Below are 14,872 nucleotides of genomic sequence, written 5' to 3' on the forward strand. Positions count from 1 at the left end.
GACCGGCGGCCGGGGCATCGGTCGGCCGGGCGGGGTCGGTCAGCCCGGCGGGTCAGCCGGGCGGGTCGGTCAGCCGGGCGAGTCGGGCTCGCTCGTCGCGCGGAAGCCGACCGCCTTGTGGGAGCCGTCGCAGAACGGCTTGGTCGAGGACCTGCCGCAGCGGCACAGCGCCACCGTGGTCCTGCCCGGGTCGATGCGCCGCCCGTCCTGCGTCACCAGCGTGAACGGCCCACGCACCAGCAGCGGGCCGTCCTCGCAGGGAGTCACCGTGACCGCCGTCACCGTGGCCGGGTCCTCCGCCATGTGCTCCATGCGGTGCAGCCTGCCCGGGACGGTGACGGCATAACACGTGGTCAGCGGCGTACGGTCAGTCCCATCTCGCGCAGTGGGCGGAGGGGCTGAAGGCCCAGCACCCGGCCCGGCCCGCGGCCGGTTCGTCCGCCGCGAGCGCGAACCCGGCGAACGGCCCGCTGAACGCGCCGGGGACGCCCGACGGACTGGGCAGGCCCGACTTCACGCTCGGCGGGGCGAAGGCCCAGCGTGGCGTCGCCGTGCCGCCCGTCCGCCCGCCGCCCGGGAGCGCCTGGGAGTGCCCCGGCGTACGGCTCCGCCAGGGCGCCAGGCTCCAGCAGCCGGCCGTGCCGTCGTCCCCGCATCGAACATGCGTATGGGCGACCAGCGGCGGCAGCGGCAGGTATCCCGGGATCACGATCGGCGTGGCCGGCGGCTGCCCGCCCGTGGGAGGCGGCACCGCCGCCGTACGGGCGTTGAGCGACGGCACGGGGGTCACCCACGTCGTACTGCCCGGAGACGTCGGCACGGCCGTGGCGCCGGTGGTCGGCGTCACCGCCGGGAAGGCCGTCCGTGCCGGCGTCGCCGTACCGGCCGCCGTGGGGACGGCGGGCGGGGTGGCGGGCGGCGTTGCGGTGGGGAGCGCGGTCGAGGTGACGGCCGCGCTCGGCTTGGGCTGCGTTGCCTGCTGTGTCGGCTGCTGCTCCGGCTTGTGCGTCGGCCTGTCGCTCGAGGTCGGCTTGGCCGTGGGCTTCGGCTTCGGAGTGGCCTTGGCCGTGGGGTTCGGCTTCGGGCTCGGCTTGGCGGTCGGCTTCTCCGTCGCTTTGTCCGTGGGCTTTCCTGTGGGCTTGGCTGTGGGCTTGTCTGTGGGCTTGGCTGTCGCTTTCTCCGTGGCCGTGGGGCTCGGGTTGCTGCTCGCCGGGGAGCCCGGGGTGGGCGAGACGCTCACCGAGACGGTCGCGTTCGGGCTGGCCTGCGGTGTCGCGGCCGCGGTGGGCGCGGTGGCGCCGCTCGCGGCAGGTGCGGGAGCCGGGGTGGCGACGCCCTGCGCCTGCGCCCCCTTCGCCGTCGCGGTGGGCGCGCTGGCGGTCGGCGCCGGCGCGCCTTGAGCGGTCTGGCCGGGAGTCGCGGTCGCGGCGCCGCCGGCCGTCGGCCCCGGAGTCGAGGCGGCGCCCTGCCCGCCGTTCTGCCCCGACTTGCCCTGCCCGATCGGCGCGGACAGGGCCTTCGTCATGGGGCCGCTGCTCGCGGTGGGAGTGGGCCCCTGCGGAGCCGACGGCGAGGACGCAGGCGGTGTCGCCGTACCGCCCGGCGTGTACGGCGACGGAGTGGCCGGAGGCGGCGGGGCGGAGCCCTCGGCGTGGCCGTTGCCGCCGGTGTGACCTGAGGTGCCGGTCGACCGGTCGCCTCTGGTGCGGCCGGACTCGCGGCTGTGATCACGGGTGCCGCGGGCCGTCCGGTCGCCCACGCGGTAGGCCGTCCGGTCCCGGGTGGAGGTGCCGCCAGAACCGGCGCCAAGGGTGGCACCGGACGACCCGGGAGACGATCCGGTGGACTCGTGTGACTTCCCCGACGGGCCGTCGGGACCGCCGGAGGAGGGGCTGTCGGAGGAGGGACTGCCGGAGGAGGGGCTGTCGGAGGACTCATGGGCCGTACCGGACGAGCCTCCGGATGAACCGGACCCGGCCTTGTTCGCCGCCTGTGTGCCGGGCCCGGCACCGCCCGGCGCGTCCCCGGCGCCGTCGGATTCGTTGGCGGGTTCGTTCGCGGCGCCGTCGGAGGAGTCGTCGGGCGTCGAACCGGACGAATCACTCGGGCTGTCGGACGAGTCCTGCGCCGCACCCGAGGCACCACCGGAACTCTCCGAGGACTCATGGGTCGTGCCGGACGAGCCTCCGGAGGAACCGGAGCCGGTTTTGTCCGCTGCCTGAGTGTCGGGCGCGGCATCGCCCGGTCCGTTCGCGGAGCCGTCATCCGCGCTGTCACCCGCGCCGCCGGAGCCGCCCGACGACGAGGAATCCGACGAGGCGTCCGATGCGGCGTCCGCGGGGTCGTTGGAGGTGGGCGCGGCCAGGGGGGCGGCGCCTTCTATCGGTGGGGGGGCGTCCAGGCCGGGCTCGGCCACGGCGGCCCAGGGCTGCGCGACGACGGCGCCGCCGGTGGCGGATACCGCGGCCAGGAGCAGGCCGGAGACCAGGGTGGCACGCCGGGAGGACATTCGGGGGGTCATTGAGGGGCTCTTCCTCGATCTAGGGAGTGGGCCGGGGACCGATGAGGGACTTCCAGCCCGCCGCGGCGAACTCGGGCGTCCCTGGGAGAGCGGCTGCGGGTACGGACGGAGGCGTCGGGTCGGGGATGTTGACCCAGTCGCCCTTGTCCGCACCGCGCATATCGGGTTTCCACGCCATCAGCAGGCTCATGGCGTATGGGCTGGAGTAGACGGGTCCGGTGGCACCGGCGCCCGTGGTCGCCGTCACCTGCACGAGGACGGAGACCTGCACCTGGTCCTCGGAGCGGACCTTCCATTGGACGCCGATCGTCTGCGTCCGCAGGGCCGCCCCGGCGGGGAGGTCGCCTTCGGGGGGAAGGCCGAGGGTCTCCCGCCAGCCGCGTACGGCGTCGCGAGCACCCTCGCGCGCCGCCTCACGCTGGTCCGGCGGGGCGTACAGCGCGGCCGCCTGTTCCGCCTGGCCGACGTCGAGCGTCCAGGCGGCCTCCAGGGCGGCGGCCGCGGCGGACGCCGCCCCGACCTCGGTGTGGGGGAAGCTCACGGGGTAGCCTCCGTCGCCCTCGTGACCGGCGGGCGCCGCCAGCGCGACCGACGGCGCGGTGACGCGCGCCGGCGTGGACGGCGCCTCGGTGTGCCGGGTCTGCAGCACGATCACCGCGACGGCGATGACCGTGACGACCCCCGCGATGGCGACGATCAGGTGCCGGGGATCCCACCGCCGAGGCGGTCCCAGGTCCCAGTCGAGCGCCGGATCGGGGATGACCGGTCCCACTACTTGCCCCGGTCTGGCCGCTGTGAGAACGCCTGCCCGGCGGCCGCGGCGAGGCGCAGGTACGCGCCGCGGGTGGTGGGCCGCAGCCTCGCCAGGTCGACCTCCGCGCCCTCCTTCAGGTGCGGGTCGAACGGCACCCGCACCACCGCGCGGCAGCGTCCGGCGAAGTGGCGTTCGAGCAGGTCGACGTCCACATGTGACTTCGGCTCGACCGCGTTCAGCACGACGATGGCGTTCTTGACGAGGTGGCCGTGGCCGTGGGCGGTGAGCCAGTCGAGGGTCGCGGCGGCCGAGCTCGCGCCGTCCACCGCCACCATGGTGACCAGCACGATCTGGTCGGCGAGCTCCAGCGTGGCGCCCATGGCGCCGTGCAGGAGCCCGGTGCCGCAGTCGGTGATGCAGATCGAGTAGTAGCGCTCGATCAGATTGGCGACCGTACGGTAGTCCTCGGCGTTGAACGCCTCGCTGACGGCCGGGTCGGTGTCGGAGGCGAGCACCTCCAGCCGGGCGGACGACTGCGAGGTGAACGCGCGGGCGTCGGCGTACCGGACGATGTGCGGCGCCTCGGCCAGCAGGGTCCGGATCGTCGCCGCGGTCTCCGACTTGACCTTGATGCCGAGCGTTCCCCGGTCGGGGTTGGCGTCGATGGCGATCACCCGGTCACCGCGCAGCGAGGCCAGCGTGTTGCCCAGCGCCGCCGTCGTCGTGGTCTTCCCCACCCCGCCTTTGAGGCTCATGACCGCGATCCTGTGGTGACCGCTGGCGACGGGCGTCTGGGCCTGGGCGATCAGTGTGCGCCGTTCCAGCTCCGCCGCCGACTCCGACGGGTTGATCCGGCCGCCGGAGAGCTGGTAGACGAGCCGCCGCCAGCCGCCGGTGGGCTCGATGCGGCGGTTGGTCAACAAGTGTTCGGCCGTGAGAGGCACGCTCTCCGGGAACTGCTCGGCGGGAGTGGGCACCGGGGTGCGGATCTCGGTCATGGGCGGGTCCTTTCACCGAGGACGGGAGGAAACAGGGGCGGTCAGCAGGTGCTCCATCGCACGGTGGCAGTGCGTTTGCCCTTCGGGCCGTGCAGTTCGAGCGGCGCCGTCACGGGCGAGGGGACCCCGCACCAGTAGCGGACGCGCAACGCGCGCACGGTGAGCACGTCGGTGTGCCCGGGCTTGAGCGTTCCACTGGACGGCTCGACCACCAGGCCGGGTGCCGATATCCGCCATTTCACGGGTTTTCCGGAGGTCGTCGAGAGAGTGATGGTGCCCCTCCCGAACGCGTCGAGTGTGACGACGGACGGCGCCTGCACGCCCCAGTTCCCCATGAGGAAGGCACCGGGGGATGCGGGAGTGTCCGGGGTGGCGCCCTGTCCGCCGGGCTGCGCGGCACCCCCGGCCGCGGTGCCCTGTTGTCCGCCAGGCTGCGCACCGCCTCCGGCCGCGGTGCTCTGCCCGCCGGGCTGTGCGGCGCCTCCGGCTGTGGCGCCTCCGGCGGCGGTCGCGGTCACCGTGGCCTGCGGCGTGCCCGAAGCCGTGCTCGTGGCGCCCTCGCCCGCCGCCGCACCAGCAGCCGCACCACCCGCCACGGTCCCGCCGGTCGCGGTCCCGCCGGTCGTGGTGCCGCCCACCGCCGCGCCGTCCGTCCGGCCGGCCGCCGAGGGGTTCGCGCCCGTCCCCGTGGGATTGGCGGACGCCTGCGCGACGCTCGCCTCCAGCGATCCCTTCTGGGATTGGGGGGCGGGAGCGAAGAGGTTGATCCCCGTGACGGTCCCGGCGGCCCCCGCGATGACGACGATGACGATCCGTAACGCGGTCGCCCGAAGCAGCGTGCCGACCCGGGCCAGGACCTCGATGATCCTGATCTGCGCACCGGCGACCGGCCGGTCGGTGAGTTCGGCCTTTCCGACCGCGTCGGCGGCATCGGGGACGTGCGCGGGGGCGGGGACCGCCTCGGCGGCGTGCGCCAGGGCCTCCCTGGCCCTGATCTGCGAGAGCAGCGCGTTGTAGAGAGGGGTGTCCTGCCCCGGTGGCAGTTCGGCGGCCTCTCCGGAGGCCGGGTGCGCCCCCCGCGCCGCCCCGGCCGCGCCCAAGTAGCCGACAGACCCGGCCGACCCCGCAGACCCAAGCGACCCGGCGGATCCAACGGTCCCAGAGGATCCAGCCGGCCCGGCGGTTCCAAGCGACCCGCGCGACCCAATCGGCCCTGCCGGCCCCGCTGGCCCGGGCGAGCCCGTCCCCTGCGACCCTGGCGATCGGGTCGTGCCCCGGGACCCGGGTGATCGGCTCGCGCTCGACGGCCCGGGGAACGGGTTGGGCCGTTGCGTGCCGCGTGACTTCGGCGTCCCGGACGGCCACGGCAGGCTCGGTTGGGTGTCCTCCTGTGAGAAGGCCCGCACCGGGCGCTCCGGCAGTTCGGGTACGGCATCCGCCGCGGTGCCGGCAGGGCGCGGCGTTTCCGGCTGCGCGGGCGGGAGCAGGCGGCCGGGTCCGGTGTCCTCCCTGGCCTCCGTGGCCTCCCCGTCCTCCCGGGACGGCGGGCGGAACTCCTCACCGGACACGACCGGAGACAGGCCGGAGTCGGGCGGTGCCGACGGCGGGACGGCCGGAGGCGACGCGGGAAGCGCCGGTGCGGGGGTGGCAGGAGCGGGCGCGGTGCCCACGGGAGCGGACAGCGGCATGCCGAACGACGAGGGAGGCCGGTGGCCCGTCCGCTCCGCCTGAGTGCGCCGGGCCCTGTCCAGGGCGTCCAGGAGTCGCTGTCTGGTCTCGGGCGTGAGATCGGCGACCGGGGGGCGGGAGAGGATCTGCGGAACGGTGTATCGGATGTTGATGGGCCGCTTGCACACCACGCACGTCACGATGTGCCGGAGCAGCGCCGTACGGCCGGCGCCGAAGTCGGCCGCCTCGCCGCGCTCGTCCGGGAAGACGGCGGCGGCCAGCGGTGCGATCTCGGGGCAGATCGGGCGGCCCCGGGCGAGGCCGTCCAGCCCGCTCACGAGGATCTCCACCACGTCCTGGGTGCGCGCGATGAGCCTGCCGGCCTCCTTGAGCGGCAGGGCGAGCACGTACACGAGATCCCGCAACGGGAGTTCGTGGCGGTAGAGCAGGAGCAGCGTCTCCGCGCCCAGAGGATCCGCCAGGCGCCACGCGCGCCGCACCGCGAGGTGGTCGGGCCCGCCGGGACCGGGTCCGGGCAGGAATCCCCGCCCCGGGCCGGTGGCGACCTCACGGCGCAGCGCGGACAGCAGCCAGGCCCGGTCTGAAACGTTCCCGGGCCGTTCGCGGGCGGCGCACGACTCCAGCGCGGCGATCACCGCCGCGAGCATGGGGCCGGACTCGAGGTGGCCCGAGGCGTAGTCGACGAGGTGTGCGCCGTGCTCGTCCACCCATGCCATCCCCCGGCCGGGGTCGAGCGTCACATCCCCGACGGGCGGGTTCATGCGCACCGGGGCAGGGTGAGGATGACGACGGCGTCATGTTCGGCCAGAGCATCACTGCGACTTAGGCTTCGCACTTGCCTAACAGGAAATCTTGATGCATACCGATACATAGAACGAGATCTTAGACTGACTGCGTTGTGTTGGGAAGGAAAAGAACCAGAGAAATCGCCAGTTGAGGATAAGCCGCAAATAACACCGATATGGTCATCCGAAAGGGGCCCAGACGCGGCGCCGTTATCGTCTCCCGACTTGTCTGGAGAAGTCGCGGATCATACCCCGCCTCTCCTCTTCGAGAGCCGGATGACCTGGCCTTTCACTCTCTTTCCATGCATCGGACACATCGGCCGCGACAGGGTTTCCGTGCCCGACTTTCGCCCTTCATCCGATCGCCACATCCGATGTGAATAGCCTTCATATTTCCGGGGAATAACCAGCTTTCCATGCTTTTTCGGCATTACAGGACGCGCACGACCGGTCTCGGCGTGAAGCAGCCCCCACCGCCCGACGAAACGATCTCGCGATTTACTCGGCAGCCGCAACCATCGGGGCGATCGGCGGCGAAGAGGTACGCGTGGAGACCGTCGTCGTACTGTTCAACCGGGACCTGCGAATCCATGATCATCCGGCACTGTCCGAGGCGTGCGCCGTGGCCCGGCACGTCGTTCCGATGTTCGTGTTCGACCCCGCGATCGGGGCCCGGCACCGCCGCGACTTCCTCCACGCGTCCCTCCACGACCTGCGGGCGTCCCTGCGCGCGCTCGGCGGCGACCTCGTCGTACGGCACGGCGACCCGGTGGCGCACGCCCTACGGGCGGCCGGTGAGGCGGGCGCGTCGGCGATCTGGGCGAGCGAGGACGTCAGCCCGCTGGCCCGGCGGCGGGAGCGGCGCCTGGCGGAGGAGTGCCGGGCCCACCGGCTGGAGTTCCGCCTCTTCCCCGGGGTGACCGTGGTGCCCCCCGGCGCGCTGCGACCCGGCGGCGGGAGCCATTACCGGGTCTTCTCGCCGTACTGGCGGGCCTGGTCGGCCACCGCGAGGCGGCCGGTCCTCGGCGCGCCCCACCGCCTGCGCCTGCCGCCCGGCATCGATCCGGGCGTCCTGACCGAGGCGTCCCCCGAGCCGTACGGGATCGTGCGGGGCGGGGAGAGCGAGGCACGGCGGCGGCTGGAGCGGTGGGTGGGCGACGGCCTGGCCTCCTACGCGGAGACCCGGGACCGGATGGCGGGGCGTACCTCGATGCTCAGCGCCTATCTCCACTTCGGCTGCCTGTCGCCGTCGGAGGTGGTCTACCGCGCCTGTGAACGGCCCGGCGGCGAGGAGTACGTCAGGCAGCTGTGCTGGCGCGACTTCCACTACCAGGTCGTCGACGCCTTCCCGGACATGGGCCGGCGCGACTACCGGCCGAGGGACGTGGAGTGGCGGCGCGACGAGGAGGCGGAGGCCGCCTGGCGGGAGGGCGCGACCGGGATGCCGATCGTGGACGCGGGCATGCGCCAGCTTCGCGCCGAGGGCTGGATGCACAACCGGGTGCGCCTGGTCACCGGCTCCTACCTGACCAAACGGCTCGGGATCGACTGGCGGGCCGGGCTTGAGCACTTCGCCGAGTGGCTGCTCGACGGCGACATGCCGAACAACTGCGGCAACTGGCAGTGGGTCGCGGGGACGGGCAACGACACCCGGCCCTACCGCACGCTCAACCCGCTGCGGCAGGCCAAAAGGTTCGACCCGGAGGGGGAGTACGTGCGCCGCTACGTCCCCGAGCTCGCGTCGCTGCCCGACGACCTGATCCACGAGCCGTGGAGGGTACGCGGCGGGGTGCCGGGCTACCCCTCCTCTCCCCTCGGCGGCGAGCTCAGGGCGTGACGGCCGCTGTGCCCGTCCCGCCACCGGCCAGGCGGCAGGCCGGTCTGACGCTGGAAGAACGTGGTGAAGTTCGCGGGATCGTCGAAGCCCAGCCGCTGCGCGCACCGCGCGACGGACAGGTCGGTGTGGGCGAGCAGCCGTTTGGCCTCCAGCAGGATCCGCTGGTCGAGAAACTGTTTGGCGCCCACTCCGGCCGCCGCGCGGGTGGCCCGGGTGAGGGTGCGGGGCGTGTAACCCAGCGGGCCCGCGTAGTCGGCCACGTGGTGCCAGGTGGCGAACGACTGTTCCACCGCGGCCCGGAACCGGCGGAACACCTCGTGCTCGGGGCCGTCGGAGCCCGGCGCGGAGCCCCTCTCGGGGACCACCCGCAGCACGAGCGCGGCGAGCAGGTGGGCGAGGATCGGCGCCGACGCCGGTTGGGGAGCCGTCAGGGCGGCCGCGTACTCCCTGCCCAGGTGGTCGGCGGCGGCCAGGCAGAGGGGCCAGGCGTCCTCGCCCGCCCGCCAGGTCGCAGGGGCGAAGACGTCGGCCGCGGCCTGCGCCGCGGGTCCCACCGGGGGAAGGACGCCCTGCTCGAACAGCACGAGGGACCCGTCGACCCGATCGACGTCGGTCCAGCGGTGCACCACGCCGGGGCGGATCCACACGACGGTGCGTTCACCCAGCGGATGGTCCACGAAGTCCGCCGTGTGCCGGCCGCGCCCGGAGCGGATCAGAGCCAGGACGTGAAAGTCGGGACGCTGAGGGCTTGCCCGGCGGCCGTCGGGGTCCATGCGCCGCAGCGTGTCGAAGCCGAGCACCTCGACGCCGAAGTCCGGTCCCGGCGCCGGGGCGTAGCGGAGCTGCCGCACACCGGGAAGCTGACCGTTTTCCACAAGCACCGAGCGCCTTTCGACCGGGATCTCACCGGCCCGCCACCCTAGCGTTTTCTCCGTACCCCGGCACGACAGGGGCACCGGAGGGCGCGACACCCCGCTCACGTAGGCCTGCTTGTGCCATAACTCGGAGGACACGATGACGACGACTTTCACAACCCAGAGCGTCCCGGTGGCGGGCGGCACGATCGCGGTGCGCCACCAGGGAGGCGGCGCGCCGACGGCGGTGTTCCTGCCCTACTGGGGCGGCTTGGCCGCGACCTGGGACGCGGTCGTGGAACGGCTGCCGGGTGAACGCGGCACGGTCCGCTACGACCCGCGCGGGTGGGGCGCGTCACGGAGGCTCCCCGGCCCGTACGGCCTCGAGCGGCTCGCCGACGACCTGGCGGCCGTGGTGCGGGAGCTGCGCCTGGAACGATACGTGCTCGTCGGGCACTCCATGGGCGGCAAGGTCGCCCAACTGGCCGCGGCCCGGCGTCCGGCCGGATTGGCCGGTCTGGTGCTGGTCGCGCCCGCGCCGCCCGAGCCTCCCGCCACCGTCACACCCGACTACAGGCGATTTCTCGCCGGCGCCTACGACTCGGTGCAGACCGTCGAGCAGGCCCTCGACACCGCCCTGACCGCCACCAGGATCCCGGACTCGGTCCGCGAGGCGATCGTGCGCGACAGCCTGGCCGCCGATGACGCCGCGCGCCGGGAGTGGCCCCTCCACGGCATCGCCGCCGACGTCACCGCCGCCGCGCGGGCGATCGAGGCTCCCGTGCTGGTGCTCGCCGCCGAACACGATCGGGTCGAGCCGCCACAGGTGCTCCGCGACCACCTGCTGCCCCACATCTCCCACGCGCGGTTGGACGTCGTCGCCGGAAGCGGGCACCTGCTGCCCGTGGAGGCGCCGGACGCGGTCGCCGCCGCGTTGGACCGGTTCATCGCCACCGTCGCCGAGGGCTGACGATCCCCACTTTCGGGTCGCCCTTCTCGCACGGCGCGGCCGGCCCGGCGAGCCGGACCGCCGAGCGCTCGATGCCCGGCCGCCACATGCCGATCCGCTCGGCGGCGGGCCGGTAGGCGATCGAGCCGCTAGACGATCGAGCCGTTAGGCGGAGAACAGGACCATCCTGCTCATGAGTCTCTTCTCGTCATCGCGGCGAGCTGGCCGGCGACCCACTCGCGGTAGTCCTTCGACAGCGGATCGACGCCGACGATCCCCTCGACCATCCGGGGCAGCGCGATGGGCGCGAAGGCCAGCGCGTAGGCGACGAGCAGGACGAACTCGGCGTCCAGATCACCGGTGATCTCGCCCTCCTCCTGGCGGCGGCGGGTCCGCTCGACGGCCTCGCGCAGCCGGGCCCGCTGCGCCGCCGCCCATTCGTCGTCGCCCGCGGTGGCCGGGCTGTCCCCCAGCGCCTGCCAGACCACGAGCCGGGACCAGTCCGGGTTGTCCAGCGTCGCGTCGAGGTGGGCCGCCACGCTCTCGGCGTACGTCGCGCCGGGCGGCGTCACGCTCTGCTGCGCCCGCGCCCACCTGCGCCGCAGTTCCTCGACGAGCCCCTGCTTACCGCCGAAGTAGTACGAGATGAGCTGCTGGTTGACCCCCGCTCGCGCCGCGATGGCGGCCGTACGGGCTCCGGCGTACCCCTTCGCGCCGAACTCCTCGACCGCCGCCTCCAGGATCCGCTCGCGGGTCCGTTCCGCCGCCTTCCCCCGCTCCTGAGGTGCGCGCCGCGCTGCTGAAGCCATGCGCGCACCCTAGCCAATCAAGTGCTTGAATGACAAACGTCAATCAAGCACTTGATAAGGACGAGCCCGTGATCTTCACAGAGCGCGAAATCGAGTACCTCGACGGTCAGCGGATCGGGCGCCTGGCCACGCTCCACCCGAACGGCACCCTCCAGGTGAGCCCTGTCGGGTTCCGCTACAACCGTGAGCTGGGGACGATCGACATCGGCGGGCGCGACATGGCGGCCAGCCGCAAGTTCCGCAACGTGCTGGCCAACGGCAAGGTGGCGTTCGTCGTGGACGACGTCCCGTCCGTCGATCCCTGGCAGGTGCGGTGCCTGGAGATACGCGGACGCGGCGAGGCGATCGCCGAGCCCGCCGACTCGAACGCCCCACTGGCCGGCCCGATCATCCGCGTCCATCCGCAGCGGATCATCAGCTTCGGCGTCGACCCCGGCAACCCCGCCGCCGGCAAGCGCGACGTCCCGGAGGCGTGAGCGTCTCCCACGCGCCCGGCGTCCTCGTGGACTCCGCGAGCGGCACCGGGTCGCCACGGGACGCTACGGCGCGACGGTGGCGGGCCGGCAGCGGCGGTGGACCTCGTCCACCCGCTCGGTGAGGCCCTTGCGGTCGAGGTGCTCCAGCAGCGGCACCGCGACCCTGCGGCTGGTGCCGAGCGCGCTCCTGGCCCGGCTGACCGTGAACGGCTGCGGCAGCCGGGCCAGCAGCGCCGCCGCGCGTGCGTCCGCGCCCGGCGCGAGCACGACGCCGTCCGCCACCCGCAGCAGCGCCCCGGCGCGTACGGCGGCGGCCAGCTCGCGCGGCCCGAGCCCCAGCGCGGCCAGCCGCCCGGCCTCCGGCGCCTGGAACGGGGCCTTGGCCAGGTCGTCAAGCAGGGCCCGCACCGCCCGGGCGACGGGAGCGGGCAGCCCCGCGGTTCCGGTCACGACGCGGCCCGTCGTGGTGATCCGCCCGTCGGCCACCGTCAGCGGCGGCCGTACGAGCGCCGTCACGAGCCGGCGGTCGGGCAGGCCCAGCTCGTGGCGGGCGGCCTCCACCGGCATCCCGGGCTCCAGGGGGTGGTCGGCCGCGTACCGCCGTACGACCTCGGGGAGCCGGGCGGACAGCCCCGACCAGTGATCGGGGTCGGCGTGCCAGCCGGCGGCCACCGGCCGTCCCTCGGGCGGACAGCCCATCGCGACCAGCTCGCCGTCGCGCAGCAGCAGGTGCGTACGCAGGAGGGAGGCCGCGTCGGCCGACGCGTCCGCCAGCGCCTTGGCGCGCTCCCTGGCCGCCCCCCGGCGGCGCAGCTCCGGGGGCCGCACGTCGAGCACGGTCGCCCGCGCGAGCACCCGCAGCTCGCCCTGCCCCCGGCCCGGGTCCCGCAGCAGCAGCGCGTCTCCCAGGTGCAGGGGAAGCGACCGGGCCAGGCGCAGCCGGGCCGCCGCCCCCTCGGTCTCAGGGCCGAGCGGGCGCACCTCGCACGGCACCGACGCCGAGCCGATGTGGGCGGTGAGCCGCGCGGGCAGGGGCCCGCGGGCGCCCTCCGCCCTCGTCACGCGCACGTCGACCAGGCTCGTCGTCGTCCAGGCGCCGGGCGTGACGAGGGCGTGCCCGCGTTGCGGCGTGATCCGCCCGCGCAGGTTGAGCGCCACCCGCGCGACCCCGGTGACCGACTCGACGTGCTCCTTCAGCGACTCCAGGCCGCGCACCCGCACCGGTTCGCCGTCCAGCTCCAGCTCGTCGCCCACCTCGACGCGCCCGGCGGGCAGCGTGCCGGTCACGACGGTCCCGCTGCCGCGCACGCTGAACGCCCGGTCAATCCACAGGCGTACGGGGGCCCGCGGATCGGGCGCGGGCAGCGCCGCCACCAGCCGGTCGAGGGCGGCGCGCAGCCCGTCCAGGCCCTCGCCGGTGCGCCCGCTCACCGCCAGGGCCTCCACGTCGCCCAGCCCCGCCGCCGCCAGCCGGTCGCGCGCGTCCTCCAGCGCGGGCGCGGGGTCGGCCAGGTCGGCGCGGGTGACGGCGAGCAGGCCGTGCCGTACGCCGAGGGTGCGCACCGCGACCAGATGCTCCTCCGACTGGGGCATCCATCCCTCGTCGGCGGCGACGACGAACATCACGGCGGGCACCGGTCCGACCCCGGCGAGCATCGTGCCGAGGAACCGCTCGTGCCCGGGCACGTCGACGAACGCCACCCGCTCCCCGGAGGGCAGCGTCGTCCAGGCGTAGCCCAGCTCGATCGTGAGCCCGCGCCGCCGCTCCTCCGCCAGCCGGTCGGGCTCCATCCCGGTCAGCGCCCGCACCAGCGTCGACTTCCCGTGGTCGACATGTCCGGCCGTGGCCACGACGTGCATCAGCCGGCCGCCTTCAGGACGGCCTCCAGGACCTCGCCGTCCCGCTCCGGCGGCACGGCGCGCAGGTCGAGCAGCAGGCGGCCCCCCTCGACCCGGCCGACGACCGGCGGCTCGCCCCGCCGCAGCGGTACGGCCAGCGGTTCCGGCAGGCTCACGGCCGTGCTCGGCAGGCGCACTCCCGGGGCTCCGCCCCCGCCCACGGTCGCCTGCGCGGGCACGGCCGCCGCGTCCACGCCGGCCTGGCACAGCGCCTTGACCAGTGCCTCGGCGCGCTCCCCGAGAAGGATCGGGTCGGCGTGGAGAGCCTGCCGTACGGGGGGCTCCGGGCCCCGCAGCGTCGCCTCGAGCGCGGCCAGCGTCAGCTTGTCCACGCGCAGCGCACGCGCGAGCGGGTGACGCCTGAGCTGGTCGACGAGGTCGCGGCGGCCGAGCAGCAGGCCCGCCTGCGGGCCGCCGAGCAGCTTGTCGCCGCTCGCGGTGACGAGGTCGGCGCCGGCCCGCAGCACGCTCGCGGCGTCGGGCTCCTCGGGCAGGAGCGGATCGCGTTCCAGCAGCCCTGAGCCGATGTCGACGACCACGGGCACCCCCAGCCCGGTCAGCTCGGACACCTCGACCGAGCCGGTGAAGCCCTCGACCCGGAAGTTCGACGGGTGGACCTTGAGCACGAACCCCGTCTGCGGCCCGATCACGTCCCGGTAGTCGGCCAGGGCGGTGCGGTTGGTCGTGCCCACTTCGCGCAGCCGTGCGCCGGTGGACACGAGCAGGTCGGGAATGCGGAAACCGTCGCCGATCTCGACCAGCTCGCCCCTGCTGATCACGATCTCCCGCCCGGCGGCGAGCGCGGTGGCGGCCAGCACGAGGGCGGCGGCGTTGTTGTTGACCACGTGGACGCCCCCGGCGTCGGGCACAACCCGGGCGAGCGCCTCGACCGCGCCGCGTCCCCGGCGCGCCCGCGCCCCCGTGGCCAGGTCGAACTCCACGTCGGTCGCCCCCGCCGCCACCGTCACCGCCTCGACGGCGGCCGGGGACAGCGGCGCACGGCCCAGGTTCGTGTGGAGCAGCACGCCGGTCATGTTGATCACAGGGCGGAGGCTCGTGGCGTGGCGCGGCAGCGCCGCCAGCGCGACGTCCGCGACGTCCTCCGGTTCGATCTCGCCCTGCCGCACCCGCTGCTGCGCGCACGCGACCGCGTCCTTGACCGCCGGACGGCCGAGCCGCTCGATGGCGGCGACCAGCCGCGGATCGGCCAGCACGGCGTCGGTGCGCGGCACCCGCCTCCGTGGATCCACACTTCAAATTACAGCGATGGCGCACGGCCCGGCCCGCGAGGCCGGGCCGTG

General features: G+C 74.4%; 12 protein-coding genes. 3 read left to right on the forward strand and 9 right to left on the reverse strand.

Going from position 1 to position 14,872, the window contains the following annotated elements; translation table 11 throughout:
* Positions 1 to 69: 69 nt before the first annotated feature.
* Genes Msi02_RS23085 through Msi02_RS23105 form a run of 5 tightly spaced genes read right to left on the reverse strand, consistent with a single transcriptional unit; the run spans position 70 to position 6,729 of the window.
* A complete protein-coding gene (locus Msi02_RS23085; protein ID WP_239108630.1) occupies positions 70 to 312 on the reverse strand; it encodes a CDGSH iron-sulfur domain-containing protein in 243 nt (80 codons plus the stop codon).
* A 55-nt stretch (positions 313 to 367) separates the two neighbouring features.
* A complete protein-coding gene (locus Msi02_RS23090; protein ID WP_204050217.1) occupies positions 368 to 2,521 on the reverse strand; it encodes a hypothetical protein in 2,154 nt (717 codons plus the stop codon).
* Between the two features lie 19 nt (positions 2,522 to 2,540).
* On the reverse strand, positions 2,541 to 3,293 hold the full coding sequence (locus tag Msi02_RS23095) for a hypothetical protein (protein WP_204050218.1): 753 nt from the start codon (positions 3,291 to 3,293) through the stop codon (positions 2,541 to 2,543).
* Entirely contained in the window at positions 3,293 to 4,273 is a 981-nt protein-coding gene (locus Msi02_RS23100) for a MinD/ParA family ATP-binding protein (RefSeq protein WP_204050219.1), read from the reverse strand. Before Msi02_RS23100 ends, Msi02_RS23095 begins: the two co-directional genes overlap by 1 nt.
* Before the next feature lie 41 nt (positions 4,274 to 4,314).
* On the reverse strand, positions 4,315 to 6,729 hold the full coding sequence (locus tag Msi02_RS23105; RefSeq protein WP_204050220.1) for a collagen-like domain-containing protein: 2,415 nt from the start codon (positions 6,727 to 6,729) through the stop codon (positions 4,315 to 4,317).
* A 565-nt stretch (positions 6,730 to 7,294) separates the two neighbouring features.
* Here Msi02_RS23105 and Msi02_RS23110 point away from each other — a divergent pair.
* The gene (locus Msi02_RS23110; protein ID WP_204050221.1) at positions 7,295 to 8,584 is read left to right on the forward strand and encodes a cryptochrome/photolyase family protein; all 1,290 of its coding nucleotides are present in this window, start codon (positions 7,295 to 7,297) and stop codon (positions 8,582 to 8,584) included.
* Here Msi02_RS23110 and Msi02_RS23115 read toward each other — a convergent pair.
* Positions 8,545 to 9,435, reverse strand: coding sequence for a helix-turn-helix domain-containing protein (locus Msi02_RS23115; RefSeq protein WP_204050222.1), 891 nt, complete (start codon positions 9,433 to 9,435; stop codon positions 8,545 to 8,547). The genes Msi02_RS23110 and Msi02_RS23115 overlap by 40 nt on opposite strands.
* A gap of 163 nt (positions 9,436 to 9,598) precedes the next feature.
* On the opposite strand from Msi02_RS23115, the gene Msi02_RS23120 reads away from it, so the two are divergent.
* A complete protein-coding gene (locus Msi02_RS23120; protein ID WP_204050223.1) occupies positions 9,599 to 10,408 on the forward strand; it encodes an alpha/beta fold hydrolase in 810 nt (269 codons plus the stop codon).
* A gap of 170 nt (positions 10,409 to 10,578) precedes the next feature.
* On the opposite strand, the gene Msi02_RS23125 is transcribed toward Msi02_RS23120, so the two are convergent.
* Positions 10,579 to 11,196 (reverse strand): TetR/AcrR family transcriptional regulator, encoded by a 618-nt coding sequence (locus Msi02_RS23125; protein WP_204050224.1) that lies wholly within the window; start codon positions 11,194 to 11,196, stop codon positions 10,579 to 10,581.
* 68 nt (positions 11,197 to 11,264) lie between these two features.
* On the opposite strand from Msi02_RS23125, the gene Msi02_RS23130 reads away from it, so the two are divergent.
* Complete coding sequence (locus Msi02_RS23130; protein ID WP_239108631.1) at positions 11,265 to 11,672, forward strand: PPOX class F420-dependent oxidoreductase; 408 nt, start codon at positions 11,265 to 11,267, stop codon at positions 11,670 to 11,672.
* 63 nt (positions 11,673 to 11,735) lie between these two features.
* On the opposite strand, the gene selB is transcribed toward Msi02_RS23130, so the two are convergent.
* Together selB and selA are read right to left on the reverse strand one after the other, a co-directional pair.
* Positions 11,736 to 13,532: a selenocysteine-specific translation elongation factor gene (gene selB / locus Msi02_RS23135; RefSeq protein ID WP_204050226.1), complete on the reverse strand. Its 1,797-nt coding sequence runs from the start codon at positions 13,530 to 13,532 to the stop codon at positions 11,736 to 11,738.
* Complete coding sequence (gene selA, locus Msi02_RS23140) at positions 13,532 to 14,803, reverse strand: L-seryl-tRNA(Sec) selenium transferase (RefSeq protein WP_239108632.1); 1,272 nt, start codon at positions 14,801 to 14,803, stop codon at positions 13,532 to 13,534. Before selA ends, selB begins: the two co-directional genes overlap by 1 nt.
* Positions 14,804 to 14,872: the final 69 nt, after the last annotated feature.

The organism is Microbispora siamensis (assembly GCF_016863095.1).
GTDB lineage: Bacteria > Actinomycetota > Actinomycetes > Streptosporangiales > Streptosporangiaceae > Microbispora > Microbispora siamensis.

Coding starts and splice junctions, on each gene's coding strand:
- Msi02_RS23120 (WP_204050223.1), top strand. CDS start 9,599: ATGACGACGACTTTCACAACCCAGAGCGTCCCGGTGGCGGGCGGCACG.
- Msi02_RS23100 (WP_204050219.1), bottom strand. CDS start 4,273: ATGACCGAGATCCGCACCCCGGTGCCCACTCCCGCCGAGCAGTTCCCG.
- selB (WP_204050226.1), bottom strand. CDS start 13,532: ATGCACGTCGTGGCCACGGCCGGACATGTCGACCACGGGAAGTCGACG.
- Msi02_RS23125 (WP_204050224.1), bottom strand. CDS start 11,196: ATGGCTTCAGCAGCGCGGCGCGCACCTCAGGAGCGGGGGAAGGCGGCG.
- Msi02_RS23085 (WP_239108630.1), bottom strand. CDS start 312: ATGGAGCACATGGCGGAGGACCCGGCCACGGTGACGGCGGTCACGGTG.
- Msi02_RS23090 (WP_204050217.1), bottom strand. CDS start 2,521: ATGACCCCCCGAATGTCCTCCCGGCGTGCCACCCTGGTCTCCGGCCTG.